The organism is Chromobacterium sp. W521, assembly GCF_052805975.1.
The window spans coordinates 68,315-84,908 of record NZ_JBRBAF010000016.1; the positions used below are offsets into that span (position 1 = coordinate 68,315).

Consider the following 16,594-nt stretch of genomic DNA (forward strand, 5'->3'; position numbering starts at 1 on the left):
AAACGGCATGTTGCGTCAGCGGCTTGCGCTCAAGTTTTATCGGCAAAGCCGGAGCCGCCGTCCCATGATGAAGAGCGTAGATGTTAAGCACGCAAGCATTGAAAGTTATTGGTGTAAAATGAATTAATAAATACAATCAATTCCAGTCCTTCATGAATATCTCTCTCCGCCACCTGCGCGCCTTCTCGGCCGTTGCCGAAGCCGAAAGCTTCACCGCCGCCGCCCGCCAGTTGTTTCTGACGCAATCCACGCTGACCAAGACCATACGCGAGCTGGAACAGGAGATTGGGCTGACGCTGTTTGAGCGCACCACCCGCAAAGTGGCGCTCACCACTCAGGGCAACGCCTTTCTGCCGGTGGCCCGCCGGCTGCTGAACGACTTTGAACTGCTGCTGTCCGATCTGCGCGAAAAATCCGCCGGCAGCAGCGGCAGCGTCTACGTGGCCAGCGGCATGGCCTTTGCGTCCAGCGTGCTGCCGGAGGTGCTCAAACGGTTGAGAAGAGACTACCCGTGCATCCATGTGCGCCTGCTGGACGATACCAGCGGCGGCGTGGTGCGCCGCATCGAATCCGGGGAAGTGGACATCGGCATCGGCTCTTATGTGGGTGCGGCCGGAGACAAGCTGGACAAGCGCAAGCTGCTGTCCGCCCGGCTGGGGGTGATGTTTCCGCCGGGCTTCGAGCCCCCGGCGGGGCCGCTCAACTGCCAATCCTTGCGACAATGGCCCTTGCTGCAGGACGAGAGCGACACCAGCATCATGTCCGCGTTGGAGCGCAGCCAGCCTGAGTTTTGGCAACAGGTGTCCAGCAAGATCACCGTCACCAATCTGGACATGCAGTTTTGCCTGATCCGCGCCGGGGTGGGCGCTTGCGTGCTGTCGGCACTGGCGGCCTCCCACCCGTCGGCGCGGGATCTGCCTTACCGCTTGTTTGAGGCGGCCGAGCTGCGGCGGGATGTCCACGTGTTCACCCGCCGCGGCGTGCCGCTATCGCCGGCCGCTTTCACCTTTTTGCAGGTGCTGGATGAAACCTTGCCGGCTATCGACTTTCATCCCGGAGTGACATTGGCGGCGTAGCGGTGGCTGTTGGCGCTGGTTTCAATACAGAATGTTTTTTAATGAATTAACGCTTTGTAAATAAAAGATTTGTGTTTTTTGTTTTTGTACGTGTGTACCTAATCGTGTACCTAAAGTGCGATGTGGCTACCAAGGATTTGTATTTTTTCGTAGCCGCCGTGCTTCCTTATAACGTCTTCTCAAGACTGACTGTCGGCTAAAACCCGCTAACAAAACCCCTGATCCTGCGTTGCGCCTCCTTGTCGTACCACTTGTACTGCCTGCGTCGGCGCGCCTTGGCTCAGGTACGCTGCGAGGTTTTGTTAGCGGCTCTAAATCTGACGGGGAATATATAGACAAGCCGGGGTGATTCAACAGTCAGCCTTGAGAAGACGTCATGTGAGAGTTGCTTATGAAGCCTCTTGCTCGTCTTGGTATTGATCGGCGAAGGCGTGACCTCTAGGTGGCCAGCCATGGTACCGCTGCCGCTATACCTGTACTGATGGCACCGACTTCAAGCAGCGCAAGGCAAACAGTGAACGGCTGTGGCGAATACCCGAAATCCGGTAGAGCTTTTCCCGAAGAAAGCGCTCATAACCAGCTGTACCATCCACGGCTACTTTGATCAGATAGTCATATTCACCAGACACCAGATGGGCTTCCAGCACCTCAGGTAAGGCTGCCAGCTCTTCTCCAAAGCGGGCCAGCGTGTTTTCCTCGTGCGCATTGAGCGTGATTTCAATCAGCACGGTATCCCGCAGCCCTAGCTTTTGCTGGTTGATCAGTGCCACATAGCCCTGAATATAGCCATCTTCCTCAAGCTGACGCGTATGGTTCCAGCAGGCCGACGCGGACAGACCCACGCGCTCAGCTAGTTCGGCATTGGACAACCTGGCATTTCTTTGCAGCTCTTGCAGGATCTTTCTATCCCGTGAGCATAATCCTGTTTTATTTTCCGACATAACACTTCCTGAAAAAGATTCTTCACTAAATATGGAAAAATAAAAAATAATTAACCGAAATGTAAACCGGTGGCAAGCAATTGAAAAGCCTATTTTGGCTCGGCCGGCATACATTAAGTCACATTAGAAGTCATAGCGCAGAGCCTTTACAGACCGCCCGCCACCAGCAGGCTTGCCACCGGTCAACACCATTTGTCCGGGCTGGAAAAGTGCTCAAGCCGCTGATCGAGCGGTTGGTTCTACATGGACAGAAGCAACATCAAGTGATGTGACTACCGCCTGGGCCGGTCATCAAAGCCGTACCTCCCTAGCATTGGCCTTGGCGGTATTTTTTCATCAACGCTTTGCCATCACTTTTTAGGGTTTTGGGTTTTTAGTCATAAATGCCAATATCGTGAAAATTCATCATGTATATGATGAGTATATCTGATGGGTTGTTGCCGTATTGCTACAGGGTGGTAGAGAGAGAGCACAAGTGCCCCAAACTTGTAAAAAGAGTTCTCTTATCTTTTTTAACCAGTTTAGCCAGCAAATACCTTGGGATTGACCGCCTCCAGCTGACACGGAAGCATCCAAATGTCCTGACGTTGTGCCGTTTCATCGCGTCGGCCTTGTTGGTCGGAAAATTATTAATTTAATTTGAAGAAATTTGTTGCAATACCTTAAATTAAATATGCAAAGGTTGTTGCTGCAGCAGGCCCGACACCAAAGATGTCATGCCTTGTCCCTTGATGTCAGGTGCGTGCGCGATGTCAAAAAATCAGGAAGGAGGTCGGTGTGATTACAATGTTGTCGATATTTAGCACTCGGTCATTGGGGACTGCATGCCGATACTAATTAGCCTGATAACATTTGTCTGCTCACACTGTCATTGGCAATGAACCGTCCAAGCGACTTCGGATATGCTTATTCGACCGGAATGGTCACGCAATTGTCTGCAATGTGGTTGTGAGCAATTGCAGCAAAGTAAGTGGGTGCTATGGCTATATTGTTTGGCACTCTGATTAAGTAATTGTTATGTAAGCTGGAAAAATGGGAGTGTTCAGTGGAGCTAATATCAAATACAACCGGAATCAGAGTCCCGTCACCAGTCGAAGAGACGATGTTAGTGAACCTATTTGCAAGTCAGTCACTATCTTGGATTCCGCTAATTGACTTGCGCAATACGCTAAAAATTTATGGGGTGAGTTTTGCTAATAGTACGGATAAAATAAATCCAGAGATGCCTGTATTGGCGCTGCTTGCCTTGTGCGAGATTCGGCGCAGGTTACATCGTTTCTTGTAATGTATTAGGGATTTTGTTGGCGGCTCTAAATCTGGCGGGGAATGTAGACCCGACAGGAGTCGAAGTGATGTTTTAATTAATTGATATTTAATTATTAAATTTTAAATTAAATTTATACATGCCCCCGTAGATGCCCCCAGCGGTGAATGCATACCATCAATGAATGGTAACTTTCGACCCTAAGCCATCATTCAAAAAACTTAGAAGCGTACGTTCAACGCAACGCCGGAATGCAAGCTCCACCACTCCTATCTAGGTTACAGCGGCTCTGAGCGCTGCGAGGTGGTCAGGGTCGGACGCCTGAAGGTATTCCATGAGATCGCCGACGGCACCCTCAATGTCGCACATCAAGTTGTTGTTCTCAGACATCCGCTCGATATTATTGGCGTGGCTGAAATAATGCAGTGTCTTCAAGATCCTCTTTGCCTTTTCTCCTCCGAACACGCGCTCGGCTCGGACATCGACTGGCGACATGCGACGGTCAGGATACTTGGAATAAGTGTAAAGCTCGACGAATCTACGAACAGCGTTCGGCAGCAACATGAGCACCTTCAAGTCGGTCTTATCGACAGATTTATGGAAGTCGTCGAGCACGTGGAACAGGAAGTGGTACTCCGAATCGTATCGCTGCATCGACTCGGGCATGTTCGACAAGGACGACGTGTTCGGCCCGGTTCGCTTGACCAAGTAGAGAGGTGATGTCTTCCCCTCGGGCTTGAGCTCGCGCAGGAGCGAGAAGAACTCGAAATTGTGGGTCGAAAAGAAAACCTGCTTACAGCGCGTCGTCCAAGGGGCATTTGCGACGGGTTGATGGAAAAAAGTCTCCTTGATGATCGCGGCAACTTGGAAGATATGGTTGCTGTCGAGACTCGAAATCGGATCATCAATGTAGACGATAGCCCTGTCGAAATCCTTGATCTCCTGCAGCTTGGTAAGGAAGAACGAGAAAGCTACGGCAGTCTTCTCGCCCTCGCTCAGATGTCGCGCCGGCTTTCCATCGCGCCGGACAAGTTGGAACCTGTCGCCTTCGGCAGTGGCAACCACCGCGATCTGGACGCTCTCGCCTCCAAGTAAGTTCTCGATGCGCTTATTGATTTCCTCGCGGCCAAGCTGAGCTTGGCTGATGATTGCTTTCAGTCGATCAATCTCTGTCTTCAGCTTGATGGCGCAGCTCTCGTAGCGCTGACGGTGGCGCTCGCGCCGAGCCTGATCTGTTTTGTGCTTGTCTAAATCCTGTGATTTTGAGAACTCTTGGGCAAAGTGCAGCTTTAGTCGCCTAATCGCGGCGTCTTTCTCTTCAGGAAAGTTGTCCCTGGCCTCGTTGTGGCTTGTGAAGACTGTGTTCAATGTCTCAATCGTCGTTTCTACGACTTTCGCTACTGTCCCATCGGATGGCTTGCGTTCGATGATCACGAACGGTGCGGCTAAGCGCGGCGTGCCGCGATGCGTGCCGCCATCCAGCTCTCGATTTCAGAGGACAGCCAGGCCACGCTCTTGCCGCCCAGCGGCACCGGAGCCGGGAAACGGCCCTGCTTGATGGCGTCGTACACCGACGAGCGGGACAGGCCGCAGGTGGCGATGACTTCCGGCAAGCGCAGAAAGCGCAGCGGTTGAGAAGAGGGCGAAGCGGCAACAGCGGTCATGAAGCGTCCTTGTTGGTGGAGGTGGATAGCAGTGGATGGCATCGGATACGCCGATCAGCGAACGCAGTATTGCGGAAATTACAAAGGGGGTTTGGGGGTAGGGTTGTGCCGCGTTCCCACACAACAAAAAAATTTGAAATGCCAAAAAAACGCGGTTTTTGCCCTTGACGATGGGCGGGAAAACAGGAACGCGGGCGCAAAATGGCCCGCCACGGAACGGCATCGGATGGCGGTGGACGAGCTAGGACGAACTCAGCGGCAAGGAAACGGGGGACAGCAGGAAAACGCGAAGCGGGGACGGTCAGCGAACACGGCGACTGCATGCATAGCGTGCATGAAAACGCATGAATCCGGGCGGGGGGACAAGGGCGCGCCAGGCCATACGGCAAGGGCCTGGAACGGGTTCATGCAGCTGCATGATTAGCGGCCAATGAAGTGCGGGGGCGAGGCGGGGCTTCGATAGCGCGCGCTGGGGGGCACTGATAAAGAATGGATTTACGAGGGTCAAATGGGTTGTATTGACCGCAGGCCTACCAGGGCGAGCCAACTATTGCATAAAAGCTAATCAGACGTGTGTTGCTATATTACTTTTTCTTATCGTTTGTAATTAATTTAGCCGCATCAATCTGCGCCTGGACAAAATCAGACCATGCTTGCAAGACTGTTTTCCGCTGCTCAGCATACTCGGCACGGTTATAAACCCCTTTAATTCCGACGATTTTGTGAGCTAGTGCCTTTTCAATGGCGTCGGACGGATAGCCCATCTCATGTAAATGAGTGGATGCCGTGCGGCGGAAGTCATGTAGGACGAAATGCTGCACATCCAGCGATAGTGAGTTCACAGCTTGATTGAGCGTGCTCCGGCCAATCGGCCTATCTTCTCGGCTACGACTGCTCGGGAAAAGAAACTTGGAATGTCCTGCCAAAATCTTTAGTTCTTGCAGCATTTCCAATGCTTGGCGGGATAGGTACACCCGATGGGGCTTGTTTTTCTTCATCCGCTCAGCGGGGATGTCCCATATCCCAGCATCCAAATCAAATTCAGACCAAGTCGCTTGAATCAGTTCGCTCTTTCTAACCATGGTGATGGCTAACAGGTGCAGTGCCAGTCGTAGAGATCGGCGGACATCTGATTGGTACACGGCCCGTAGTACTTGGCCGATTTCCTCGCCTGATAGCACCCGGTCGCGGCTTTCTTCCACTGCGATAAAGCGGGCCACCAAAGCTGCGGCAGGGTTGGTTTCCGCTAGTTGTCGTGCTATCGCATAGTCGTACATGCGCTTAAGTGCGTTGCGCGTAACAAGGGCCATCTTTGGAGCTCCGCGGGCCTTGATCCGGTCGCAAAGCTCCAGCACGTCAGACGGCTTCACTTCCATCAGTGGCATGCCCCCTAACCAAGGTAATACGTCCTTGTCCATGATCCGGCGCATCGTCTTCTGATAGCTGCCTGATTTTCCCTCTAGCTGCTCCTCCAACCAATTGTCGGCGAAGGCCGCAACCGTATTGAGCCGTTCCACTTTGGCCGCTTGGACTGCTCGCTTAGGGGACTCTCCATGAGCTACTAGCTCTGCCCATGCATCCCGCTGCTTGCGTGCAGCTTTCAAGCTGATTTCTGGGTAAGGCCCAATAGTCAAAGTCGGCTGCCGAACCCCATGCAATTGATAGCGATAGCGCCAGACCTTGGTACCGCTAGGCATCACTTCCAGCAGCAAGCCACCCGAGTCCGTGATCCGGTAGCGAGCATCTTTTGGCTTCAATGCATTGATACGGGCATCGGTCAGTAGTTTGGTAACTCTTGGCATAGTCTCCCCTTTGGTACACGCTCGAAATCAAAGGTACACGATAGTGGCTATAAGCCTTGCTCTATGTAGGTTCCAAAATTTATGCGCGAAATTTGGCAAATAAACCCCGGAAAAACGGAGTAGATTCTGTATAAATCTCAAAATCAAATGCTTTGCAAGTCATTGAAATATATTAGATTTATTGTTTTTGGTACACGTAAATAGGTGTTGAAATTTGTGTACCAAATTAATATGACAATGTATTTGAAATTTGATCTTGAGGAAAGGAAAAGCCGTTGGTCTAGGTACACATAAAAACCTACACTATCGAGTGTGTGCCTAAGTGTGTACCTAAAGCCATCGGCTGTCTATGGATGTTGCTGGATGCTACTGGACGGAATAATGTAGCAATAGCAATGGTTGTGAGGGGTTTTTTGGATGCTGCTGGATGTCGTCGGACATCCAGTTATTTGCCAATACAGAACCGGCTGAAGATCACCCCCAGCAGATCGTCGGCGCTGAATTCGCCGGTGATCTCGGACAGCGCGTTCTGCGCCATACGTAGCTCCTCGGCGAAGATTTCCACTTGCTCCCAGTCCGCGTGCGCCAGCTCTAGGTGTTCGGCGGCGCGGCGGATGGCGTCCAGGTGGCGCTGGCGTGCCAGGAACACGCCTTCGCCGCCGCCGCTGTAGCCTATCATCTCCAGCAGCTTGGCCTTGAGTAGATCCACGCCGGCGTGGGTACGCGCGGACAGGCGCACCAGCGGGTGGCCGTCTTCATCGGCCAGGCCCGGCGCTTCGCCGGACAGGTCCACCTTGTTGAACACGTGCACGCGCGGCAGCGCGGCCGGCAGCCGTTGCAGGATGGCTTGCACTTCGCCGGTCAGGCCGTCGCGGCTGTCCGCCAGCACCAAGGCCAGGTCCGCGCGCTCCACCGCCTGCCAAGTGCGTTCTATGCCTATCTTCTCCACCACGTCGTCGGTGTCGCGCAGGCCGGCGGTGTCTATGATGTGCACCGGCACGCCGTCGATGACGATTTCCTCGCGCACGGTGTCGCGGGTGGTGCCGGCGATGTCCGTCACGATGGCGATGTCGTCGCCGGCCAGCGCGTTCATCAGGCTGGATTTGCCGACATTGGGCTGGCCCACCAGCACCACGTGCATGCCCTCGCGCAGGATGGCGCCCTGTTTGGCGGTGGCCTGCACCTGCACCAGCCGGCCGCGCAGCCGTTCCAGCTTGCCTAGCGCGTCCGCCTGTTTGAGGAAGTCGATTTCCTCTTCCGGGAAGTCCAGGGTTGCCTCCACCAGCATGCGCAGGGTGATCAGCTCGTCCACCAGCACGTGGATTTCCTTGGAGAAGGCGCCTTTCAGCGATTTAAGCGCGCTCTTGGCCGCGGTTTCGCTGCTGGCGTCGATCAAGTCCGCCACGCTTTCCGCCTGGGCCAGGTCCAGCTTGTCGTTGAGGAAGGCGCGCTTGGTGAATTCGCCCGGCTCCGCCAGCCGCGCGCCCAGCTCCACGCAGCGCGCCAGCAGCATTTTCAGCACCACCGGCCCGCCGTGGCCTTGCAGCTCGATCACGTCCTCGCCGGTAAAGCTGTTGGGGCCGGGGAAGTAGAGCAGCAGGCCGTTGTCCAGCGGCTGGCCGTGGGCGTCGACGAAGTCGGTGTAGAGCGCGTAGCGCGGCTTGGGCGTTTTGCCGCCGCTGACGGCGGCGGCGAAGGGCAGCAAATCCTTGCCGGACACGCGGATTACGCCAACGCCGCCGCGGCCGGGAGCTGTGGCGATGGCGCAGATGGTGGCGGGGGTGTAGCTGAGGCTCATGGGCATTCCTTGGAATCTGGGCCGCGGCCCCCGCGCGGCGGGGCGTCGTGGCGAATACGCTTCAATTATCCAGCAAAAAACCCGGCCATGCGGCCGGGTTTGGGGTTCAGAGCGCGCGGGGCAATCAGGATTGCAGCGCGGCCTTGTTTTTCTTCTCGATGCTCTTGTTGATCTGCCACTGCTGGGCCATCGACAAGATGTTGTTGACCACGTAGTACAGCACCAGGCCGGACGGGAAGAAGAAGAACATCACCGAGAAGGCCACCGGCATGATTTTCATCATCTTGGCCTGCATCGGGTCCGCCGGCGGCGGGTTCAGGAAAGTTTGCAGGAACATGGTGGCAGCCATGATTACCGGCAGCACATAGTACGGGTCCGGGCGGGCCAAGTCGGTGTACCACAGGATCCACGGCGCCTGGCGCAGCTCAACCGAAGCCAGCAGCGCCCAGTACAGGCCGATGAACACCGGGATCTGTATCAGCATGGGCAGGCAGCCGCCCAGCGGATTCACCTTCTCGGACTTGTACATCTCCATCACCGCCTGCTGGAACTTCATGCGGTCGTCGCCGTACTGCTCCTTCATGCGCTCAAGACGCGGCGCCAGCGCCTTCATCTTGGCCATGGAGCGGTAGGACGCGGCGGTCAGCGGGTAGAAGATGGCCTTGACGGTCAGGGTCAGCAGCACGATGGCCCAGCCCCAGTTCTGCACCAGCAGGTGCAGCTTGGTCAGCAGCCAGAACAGCGGGGAGGCGAAGATGTGGAAGATGCCGAAGTCCTTGGCGTATTCCATGCCGTCGGCCAGCTTGCTGATCACATCGTACTCTTCCGGGCCGGCGAACAGCGGCACGGACACGCTCAGGCTCTGGCCCGGGGTGATGGTGGCGTAATCCACCAGCGCGGCGGCGGAGTTCAGGCCGTTGCTCTGTTTCAGCTCAAAGCGGCAGGACTTGTCGTCCTTGCACACGCTGGCGCCGTCCAGCGGCTTCAGAATCCACGCGGACATGAAGTAGTGCTGGATCATGGCCACCCAGCCATCGCTGCCGGTCTTGGCGTAATCGCCCTTGCCCTTGGCCAGGTCGTCGAAGCTCACCTTCTGGAATTTGTTTTCCGAGGTGTAAACAGCCGGGCCGGTGAAGGTGTGGGCCAGGCGGCCTTCGCCTTCCGGCGTTTGGCTGTCGCGCAGCAGGCGGTAGTAAGCGGTGGCGGCCAGCGGCGCGGCGCCGCCGTTGGCGATGTCGTAACGCACGCCAATCTTGTAGCTGCCCTTGGTGAAGGTGTAGATCTTGCTTACCTTCACGCCGTTGGCTTCCGGCGCGGTCAGCTTCACTTCCAGCTTGTCGCCGGAGAGCTCGTAGCTGGTCTTTTCAGCGGTGAACACGGTTTTGTGGGTGGGCAGCGCCGGGTTGCTGGCGGCCACCAGGCCGGTTTGCGCCACATAGACGCGGCCGTTCCGGTCCGTCAGCAGATCAAGCGGCTTTTTGCTGTCCACGGCGGAATCATGCTTCAACAGCGTCAGCTGGCGCAGATCGCCGCCCACGGTGTCGATCTCCGCCTTCAGCACATCGGTGTTCACCGTGATGCGCTGGCCGGAAGTCAGTTTGTTGGAATCCACCGGCTGGGCGTTGTGGGACGCGCCGTTGGCGGCCTGCTGCTGCGTGGCGGCCTGCTTTTGCGCGGCAACTTGCTGCGGCGTCGGCTTGGGCGCGAAAAACTCCTGCCAACCTAGCAGGATGCCCAGGGACAGCATGATGAAGATTATGAGGCGCTTGGAATCCATCTCTCGATACCGGATTTAAGTTCAGGGAACTGGGTCGTAGCCGCTGCCGCCCCAGGGGTGGCAACGTCCGATGCGTCTGGCGGCCAGCCAGCCGCCCTTGAGTGCGCCGTGCTTTTTCACCGCTTCGATCGCGTAGCTGGAACAGGTGGGCTGGAAGCGGCAACGCGGTGCCAGCCACGGGCTGATAGCCAGCTGGTAAAAACGGATCAGGAGGATGAAGAGGCGCGACATCGTGCCAGTTTAGCAAACAGAGAAGACAAAGCCGTGATCACTTCAGTTCGCTCGGCGCGCGTAAAAGGCACCTTGGCGCGGACCACGAAGTCCATGTCCGGCAGCGTTTGCCGGTTCAGGCGGAACCATTCGCGCACCGTGCGCTTGATGTAGTTGCGACGCACGGCCCGCTTGTGGACCTTGCGGCCCACCACCAGGCCCAGCCGCGCGTGCCCCAATTCATTGGGTCGGGCCGATACCTGAAACGTGGCGTTGCTGCGCGACATCCGCAAACTAAAAACGGATGAGAACTCATCCGTTTTTAATAGCCGGTGCGCACGGCGAAAGCGGTAAGCCGACAAAGGCTTATACGGCCAGACGCTTGCGGCCTTTGGAACGACGAGCTGCGATCACAGCACGGCCGCCGCGGGACTTCATGCGGACCAGAAAGCCGTGAGTGCGTTTACGACGGGTATTGGAGGGCTGGTAAGTACGCTTCATGATTGGAATTCCTGTTTCGAAACGGAAATAAACGCGTGATTTGACAGGATAAACGCCGGTTTGTCAATGAGGAATTTTCTAAGCACCTGTGGATAACTTTGAGAAAAACCGTTAGAATGCCAAGGCTTACCGTTCCGAGTTCGCTGCGCAATTATTGAACGCGCGCCGGGGCGGAACGCCAACCCTAGAGAAGCACTGCCAAAATTCAGCCCAACCCACTGGAGCAACGCGCGCCCGCGCAAGCGCGGCGCGGGCCGATCCAGGAATTTTGCCAGCGGTTCTCGGGGGCCGCCCCATCGATGCATCGCCCGCCTTGCGGCCCGGCGATGTGCGGCCCGCGGCCCTTGAATCATGCCGAACACACGTCGTCCGCCCCGCGTACGGGGCGCGGCGGCTTCTCCCGCCGCTTGGCCGTAACGCCGACAGCGGGTTTTTCGCTTTTACTTGCGTATATGTAATGACCGAACTGGATCAATTTTGGCCTGGCTGCCTGGCCCGCCTGGAGGCCGAACTGTCTTCGCAACAGTTCAATACCTGGATCAAGCCGCTATCGGCCGAAACCACGGAAGAGGGCATCGCGCTGTTTGCGCCCAACCGCTTCATCATGCAGTTCATCAAGGACCGCTTCCTGGCGCGCATTGAAGAACTGGCGGTGGAACTGGTGGGCGAATGCTTGGTGGAGCTGCGCCTGGGCGCGCCCGCCGGCCGGCCGCTGGCCGCGCCCGCGGTGGCGCCGGCCAAAGCCAAGCCCGCACCCAGCGTGCCGGCGCCCAGCGCGCCGTCCCAGGCCAAGCAGGCCGCGGTCAAAGCCATTGGCGGCAGCCACGAAAGCACCCGGCTCAACCCCTCGTTCACCTTCGACACCCTGGTGACCGGCAAGGGCAACCAGCTGGCGCGCGCCGCGGCCATGCAAATTGCGGAAAACCCGGGCGACCAGGCCTACAACCCGCTGTTTGTCTACGGCGGCGTGGGCCTGGGTAAGACCCACTTGATCCAGGCCATCGGCAACCACGTGTTCCAAAAGAACCCGCAAGCCAAAATCCGCTACATCCACGCCGAACGCTACGTGGCCGACATCATGCGCGCCTACCAGCACAAGGCCTTTGACGAATTCAAGCGCTACTACCACTCGCTGGACCTGCTGCTGATCGACGACATCCAGTTCTTCGCCGGCAAGAACCGCACCCAGGAAGAATTCTTCTACGCCTTCAACGCGCTGATCGAGGGCGGCAAGCAGGTCATCATGACCTGTGACAGCTACCCCAAGCAGATAGAAGGCATGGAAGAGCGGCTGATCTCCCGCTTCTCCTGGGGCCTGACCGTGGAAATCCAGCCGCCGGAGCTGGAAATGCGCGTGGCCATCTTGATGAAAAAGGCCGAGGCCGACAGCATCAAGCTGGATCACAACGTGGCCTTCTTCATTGCCCAGAACGTGCGCTCCAACGTGCGCGAACTGGAAGGCGCGCTCAAGCGCGTGGTGGCTTACGCCCGCTTTACCAATCAGAACATCTCGCTGGAACTGGTCAAGGAAGCGCTCAAAGACATCCTGGCCGCCGGCAACCGCCAGGTGACCGTGGACGCCATCCAGAAAACCGTGGCCGAGTACTACAAGATCAAGCTGTCCGACATGCACAGCAAAAAGCGCAGCCGCGACATCGCCCGGCCGCGCCAGGTGGCGATGGCGCTGGCCAAGGAACTGACCCAGCTGTCCCTGCCCAATATCGGCGACGCCTTTGGCGGCCGCGACCACACCACCGTGCTGCACGCGTGCAAGACCATTGCCGAAATGCGCGGCAACGACGCCGATATTGCTCACGATTACGACACGCTGCTGGCCATGCTGCGTAACTAAGACCATGAAGCCTAACTTGAACCGACTCACAAACACCCAACGGGAGCCCGCCCCATGCTGATCCTGCAAGCCGAACGCGATGCCCTGCTCAAGCCACTGCTGGCAGTCACCGGCATTGTCGAGCGTCGTCACACCCTGCCCATCCTGTCCAATGTGCTGATAGAGAAAAAAGGCGGACAAGTGGGCTTCCTGGCCACGGACCTGGAAATCCAGATCACCACCGCCAGCAGCGATGAATTACCGGGCGAAGACTTCCGCCTGACCACCTCCGCCAAAAAGCTGCAGGACATCCTGCGCGCCATCCCGGGCAACGCAACTGTGACCCTGGAACAACTGGACGGCGGCCGCCTGACCCTGAAAGCCGGCAAGAGCCGCTTCAACCTGCAAACCCTGCCGGCAGACGACTTCCCGCTCTTGTCCGTGGGCAGCGCCAGCGACTCCAGCTTTAGCCTGAGCCAGCGCGAACTCAAGCGCCTGATCTCCCAGGTGCAATACGCAATGGCGGTGCAGGACATCCGCTACTACCTGAACGGCCTGTTGATGCAGACCGACGGTAACCAAGTGCGCCTGGTGGCCACCGACGGCCACCGCCTGGCCTTCGCCAGCGCGGACGTGGAAGCCAACCTGCCCAAATCCGAAGTGATCCTGCCGCGCAAGACCATCATCGAGCTGTACAAGCTGCTGCAGGACATCGACGACCCGATCAATATCGAAGTGCTGGCCAATCAGGTGCGCTTCAGCTTCGGCTCCACCGTCATCATCAGCAAAGTGGTGGACGGCAAGTTCCCGGACTACAACCGCGTCATCCCGCTGGACAACGACAAGATCTTCCTGATCGAACGCCTGGAATTCCTGCACGCCTTGCAGCGCGCCGCCATCCTGGCCAACGAGAAATTCCGCGGCGTGCGCCTGGTGCTCAAGCCCGGCTCCATGTCCATTCTCTGCACCAACAGCGAGCAGGAAGAAGCGGAAGAAGAACTGGAAATTGCCTACCAGGGCGGCGAGCTGGAAATCGGCTTCAACATCAACTACCTGATGGACGTGCTGACCAACCTGCCGGCGGACACCCTGCAGATGGCCTTTGGCGACTCCAACCGCAGCACCCTGGTCACCATACCGGACGTGAGCAACTTCAAATACATCGTCATGCCCATGCGGATTTGACGCCGGCCGCCACCCGGCAGCCCGCCGGCGGCGGAGGCCCCGCCCCGGCAAACGGATTTTCAGATTGACCGGCAGAGGCCGGCCGCGCGGCGCCAGGAATCACTCCCGGCCCGCCCGGCCCCTCTCCATACAGAAAGCAGCAGATGAGCGAACAGGAATACGGCGCGGATAGCATCAAAGTCCTCAAAGGATTGGATGCCGTACGCAAACGCCCCGGCATGTATATTGGCGACACCTCGGACGGCACCGGCTTGCACCACATGGTGTTTGAAGTGCTGGACAACGCCATTGACGAAGCGCTGGCCGGCCATGCCGACACCATCAAGGTCATCATCAACCCCGACAACTCCATCACCGTGGAAGACAACGGCCGGGGCATCCCCACCGACATCCACCCGGAAGAAGGGCGATCGGCGGCGGAAGTGATCATGACCATCCTGCACGCCGGCGGCAAATTCGACAGCAACAGCTACAAGATCTCCGGCGGCCTGCACGGCGTGGGCGTTTCCGTGGTGAACGCGCTGTCCGATTGGCTGAAACTGAAAATCTGGCGCGACGGCAAAGTCCATGAAATGGAATTCCGCCGCGGCGACGCCGTGGCCCCGCTCACCGTGACCGGCCACACCAACCACCGCGGCACGGAAGTGACCTTCCGCGCCAGCGAAGAAACCTTCGGCCTGGTGGAATTCCACTTCGACATCCTGGCCAAGCGCATCCGCGAACTGTCCTTTCTGAATCAGGGCGTGGGCATCCAGCTGATAGACAAGCGCACCGGGAAGGAAGAAAACTTCGCCTTCTCCGGCGGCGTGGCCGGCTTCGTGGAATACATGAACCGCAACAAGACCGTGCTGCACCCCAAGGTGTTCTACGGCATTGGCGAAAAAGACGGCATGAGCGTGGAAGTGGCGATGCAGTGGAACGACTCCTACCAGGAAAGCGTCCAGTGCTTCACCAACAACATCCCCCAGCGCGATGGCGGCACCCACATGACCGCACTGCGCCAGGTGATGACCCGCACGCTGAACCAGTACATCGAAGAATCCGAAGTGGCCAAAAAGGCCAAGGTGGACACCTCCGGCGACGACATGCGCGAAGGCCTGACCTGCGTGCTCTCCGTCAAACTGCCGGACCCCAAGTTCTCCAGCCAAACCAAGGACAAACTGGTTTCCAGCGAAATTGGCCCGGTGGTCAATGAAGTGATCAGCGAAGCGCTGAAAACCTATCTGCTGGAACACCCCAACGACGCCAAAATCATCTGCGGCAAGATTGTGGAAGCCGCCCGCGCCCGCGAAGCCGCGCGCAAGGCCCGCGAAATCACCCGCCGCAAAGGCATCATGGACGGCCTGGGCCTGCCCGGCAAACTGGCGGACTGCCAGGAAAAAGACCCCAAGCTGTGCGAACTGTACCTGGTGGAGGGTGACTCCGCCGGCGGCTCCGCCAAACAAGGCCGCGACCGCAAATTCCAGGCCATCCTGCCGCTGAAGGGCAAGATCCTGAACGTGGAACGCGCCCGCTTCGACAAAATGCTGCAAAGCCAGGAAGTGGCCACCCTGATCACCGCCATGGGCTGCGGCATTGGCAAGGACGAATACAACCCGGACAAACTGCGCTACCACCGCATCATCATCATGACCGATGCCGACGTGGACGGCGCGCACATCCGCACCCTGCTGCTCACCTTCTTCTACCGCCAAATGAGCGAACTAGTAGAGCGTGGCCACATCTACATTGCCCAGCCGCCGCTGTACAAGGCCAAACTGGGCAAGCAAGAGCGCTACCTCAAGGACGACTCCGAGCTCAACCAGTTCCTGCTGCAACTGGCGCTGGAAAAAGCCGAACTGATCCCGGCCGAAGGCGCCGCCGCATTGTCCGGCGACACCCTGGGCGAAATTGCCCGCCAGTTCCTGCTGACCCGCTCCGTGATTGAACGTGAAAGCCGCGTGATAGACCCGCTGGTGCTGGAAGCCATGCTCAAAACCGGCCCGCTGTCCCTCAGCAGCCAGCAAGAAGCGGACGCCGCGCTGGCCAAACTGAGCGCGCTGCTGCCGGCGGACGCCATCGAACTGCAACTGCTGCGCGACGAAAAGAACGACGGCCACCTGATCAAAATCATCCGCAAACTGCACGGCAACGTGATGGTAACGGTGATGGACCAGGACTTCCTGGAATCCGGCGACTACGCGGAAATGAAGAAAACCGGCGACATGCTCAGCGGCCTGCTGCGCGAAGGCGCCCACGTCAAACGCGGCGAAACCGTGAAACCGGTGGCGGAGTTTGGCGAAGCGCTGGACTGGCTGCTGGCGGAAGTGAAGAAGGGCATGAACATCCAGCGCTATAAAGGCCTGGGCGAGATGAACCCGGAACAGCTGTGGGAAACCACCATGGACCCCACCGTGCGCCGCCTGCTGAAGGTGCGCATTGAAGACGTGATGAGCGCGGACGACGTGTTCACCACCCTGATGGGCGACGAAGTGGAACCGCGCCGGAACTTCATTGAGGGCAATGCATTGATTGCGCGGAATATTGACGTGTAAGGGTGTAGGAT

At 57.7% G+C, this 16,594-nt stretch carries 13 protein-coding genes; 4 read left to right on the forward strand and 9 right to left on the reverse strand.

The features are described from left to right. Positions 1-152: 152 nt before the first annotated feature. Positions 153-1,076: a LysR family transcriptional regulator gene (locus ACUXV1_RS20795; RefSeq protein WP_114153314.1), complete on the forward strand. Its 924-nt coding sequence runs from the start codon at positions 153-155 to the stop codon at positions 1,074-1,076. Between the two features lie 467 nt (positions 1,077-1,543). Here the strand turns inward: ACUXV1_RS20795 and ACUXV1_RS20800 are convergent, their stop codons facing one another. From ACUXV1_RS20800 to rpmH, 9 genes are all read right to left on the reverse strand, one after another. Then, a complete protein-coding gene (locus ACUXV1_RS20800; protein ID WP_446016367.1) occupies positions 1,544-2,017 on the reverse strand; it encodes an Lrp/AsnC family transcriptional regulator in 474 nt (157 codons plus the stop codon). Positions 2,018-3,554: 1,537 nt separating this feature from the next. Continuing rightward, entirely contained in the window at positions 3,555-4,715 is a 1,161-nt protein-coding gene (locus ACUXV1_RS20805; protein ID WP_446016366.1) for an AAA family ATPase, read from the reverse strand. An 11-nt stretch (positions 4,716-4,726) separates the two neighbouring features. Beyond that, entirely contained in the window at positions 4,727-4,945 is a 219-nt protein-coding gene (locus tag ACUXV1_RS20810; RefSeq protein WP_019100960.1) for an AlpA family transcriptional regulator, read from the reverse strand. A 584-nt stretch (positions 4,946-5,529) separates the two neighbouring features. Beyond that, complete coding sequence (locus ACUXV1_RS20815; protein ID WP_446016365.1) at positions 5,530-6,747, reverse strand: tyrosine-type recombinase/integrase; 1,218 nt, start codon at positions 6,745-6,747, stop codon at positions 5,530-5,532. A gap of 445 nt (positions 6,748-7,192) precedes the next feature. Continuing rightward, positions 7,193-8,545 (reverse strand): tRNA uridine-5-carboxymethylaminomethyl(34) synthesis GTPase MnmE, encoded by a 1,353-nt coding sequence (mnmE, locus tag ACUXV1_RS20820; protein WP_194427242.1) that lies wholly within the window; start codon positions 8,543-8,545, stop codon positions 7,193-7,195. Positions 8,546-8,669: 124 nt separating this feature from the next. Continuing rightward, positions 8,670-10,322 carry a membrane protein insertase YidC gene (gene yidC, locus ACUXV1_RS20825; RefSeq protein WP_337883710.1) on the reverse strand — a complete coding sequence of 551 codons (1,653 nt, stop codon included), beginning with the start codon at positions 10,320-10,322 and terminating at the stop codon, positions 8,670-8,672. A gap of 21 nt (positions 10,323-10,343) precedes the next feature. After that, positions 10,344-10,553 carry a membrane protein insertion efficiency factor YidD gene (yidD, locus tag ACUXV1_RS20830; RefSeq protein WP_043639818.1) on the reverse strand — a complete coding sequence of 70 codons (210 nt, stop codon included), beginning with the start codon at positions 10,551-10,553 and terminating at the stop codon, positions 10,344-10,346. Then, on the reverse strand, positions 10,529-10,894 hold the full coding sequence (gene rnpA / locus ACUXV1_RS20835; RefSeq protein ID WP_039753648.1) for a ribonuclease P protein component: 366 nt from the start codon (positions 10,892-10,894) through the stop codon (positions 10,529-10,531). The genes yidD and rnpA overlap by 25 nt, the downstream gene beginning before the upstream one ends. Before the next feature lie 4 nt (positions 10,895-10,898). Further along, the gene (gene rpmH, locus ACUXV1_RS20840) at positions 10,899-11,033 is read right to left on the reverse strand and encodes a 50S ribosomal protein L34 (RefSeq protein WP_019100333.1); all 135 of its coding nucleotides are present in this window, start codon (positions 11,031-11,033) and stop codon (positions 10,899-10,901) included. A gap of 457 nt (positions 11,034-11,490) precedes the next feature. Here rpmH and dnaA point away from each other — a divergent pair, with 457 nt between their 5' ends. The 3 genes from dnaA to gyrB all read left to right on the forward strand — a co-directional run bounded on the left by dnaA (position 11,491) and on the right by gyrB (position 16,583). After that, a complete protein-coding gene (gene dnaA, locus ACUXV1_RS20845) occupies positions 11,491-12,885 on the forward strand; it encodes a chromosomal replication initiator protein DnaA (RefSeq protein WP_446016364.1) in 1,395 nt (464 codons plus the stop codon). A 54-nt stretch (positions 12,886-12,939) separates the two neighbouring features. Next, a complete protein-coding gene (gene dnaN / locus ACUXV1_RS20850; protein ID WP_043592545.1) occupies positions 12,940-14,049 on the forward strand; it encodes a DNA polymerase III subunit beta in 1,110 nt (369 codons plus the stop codon). Between the two features lie 143 nt (positions 14,050-14,192). Further along, on the forward strand, positions 14,193-16,583 hold the full coding sequence (gene gyrB, locus ACUXV1_RS20855; protein ID WP_043592544.1) for a DNA topoisomerase (ATP-hydrolyzing) subunit B: 2,391 nt from the start codon (positions 14,193-14,195) through the stop codon (positions 16,581-16,583). Positions 16,584-16,594: the final 11 nt, after the last annotated feature.

Excerpts from the sequence above, each read along its gene's own strand:
- gyrB (WP_043592544.1), top strand. The coding sequence starts at position 14,193 with ATGAGCGAACAGGAATACGGCGCGGATAGCATCAAAGTCCTCAAAGGA.
- yidC (WP_337883710.1), bottom strand. The coding sequence starts at position 10,322 with ATGGATTCCAAGCGCCTCATAATCTTCATCATGCTGTCCCTGGGCATC.
- ACUXV1_RS20815 (WP_446016365.1), bottom strand. The coding sequence starts at position 6,747 with ATGCCAAGAGTTACCAAACTACTGACCGATGCCCGTATCAATGCATTG.
- mnmE (WP_194427242.1), bottom strand. The coding sequence starts at position 8,545 with ATGAGCCTCAGCTACACCCCCGCCACCATCTGCGCCATCGCCACAGCT.
- dnaA (WP_446016364.1), top strand. The coding sequence starts at position 11,491 with ATGACCGAACTGGATCAATTTTGGCCTGGCTGCCTGGCCCGCCTGGAG.
- ACUXV1_RS20800 (WP_446016367.1), bottom strand. The coding sequence starts at position 2,017 with ATGTCGGAAAATAAAACAGGATTATGCTCACGGGATAGAAAGATCCTG.
- ACUXV1_RS20810 (WP_019100960.1), bottom strand. The coding sequence starts at position 4,945 with ATGACCGCTGTTGCCGCTTCGCCCTCTTCTCAACCGCTGCGCTTTCTG.
- dnaN (WP_043592545.1), top strand. The coding sequence starts at position 12,940 with ATGCTGATCCTGCAAGCCGAACGCGATGCCCTGCTCAAGCCACTGCTG.
- ACUXV1_RS20795 (WP_114153314.1), top strand. The coding sequence starts at position 153 with ATGAATATCTCTCTCCGCCACCTGCGCGCCTTCTCGGCCGTTGCCGAA.
- yidD (WP_043639818.1), bottom strand. The coding sequence starts at position 10,553 with ATGTCGCGCCTCTTCATCCTCCTGATCCGTTTTTACCAGCTGGCTATC.
- rpmH (WP_019100333.1), bottom strand. The coding sequence starts at position 11,033 with ATGAAGCGTACTTACCAGCCCTCCAATACCCGTCGTAAACGCACTCAC.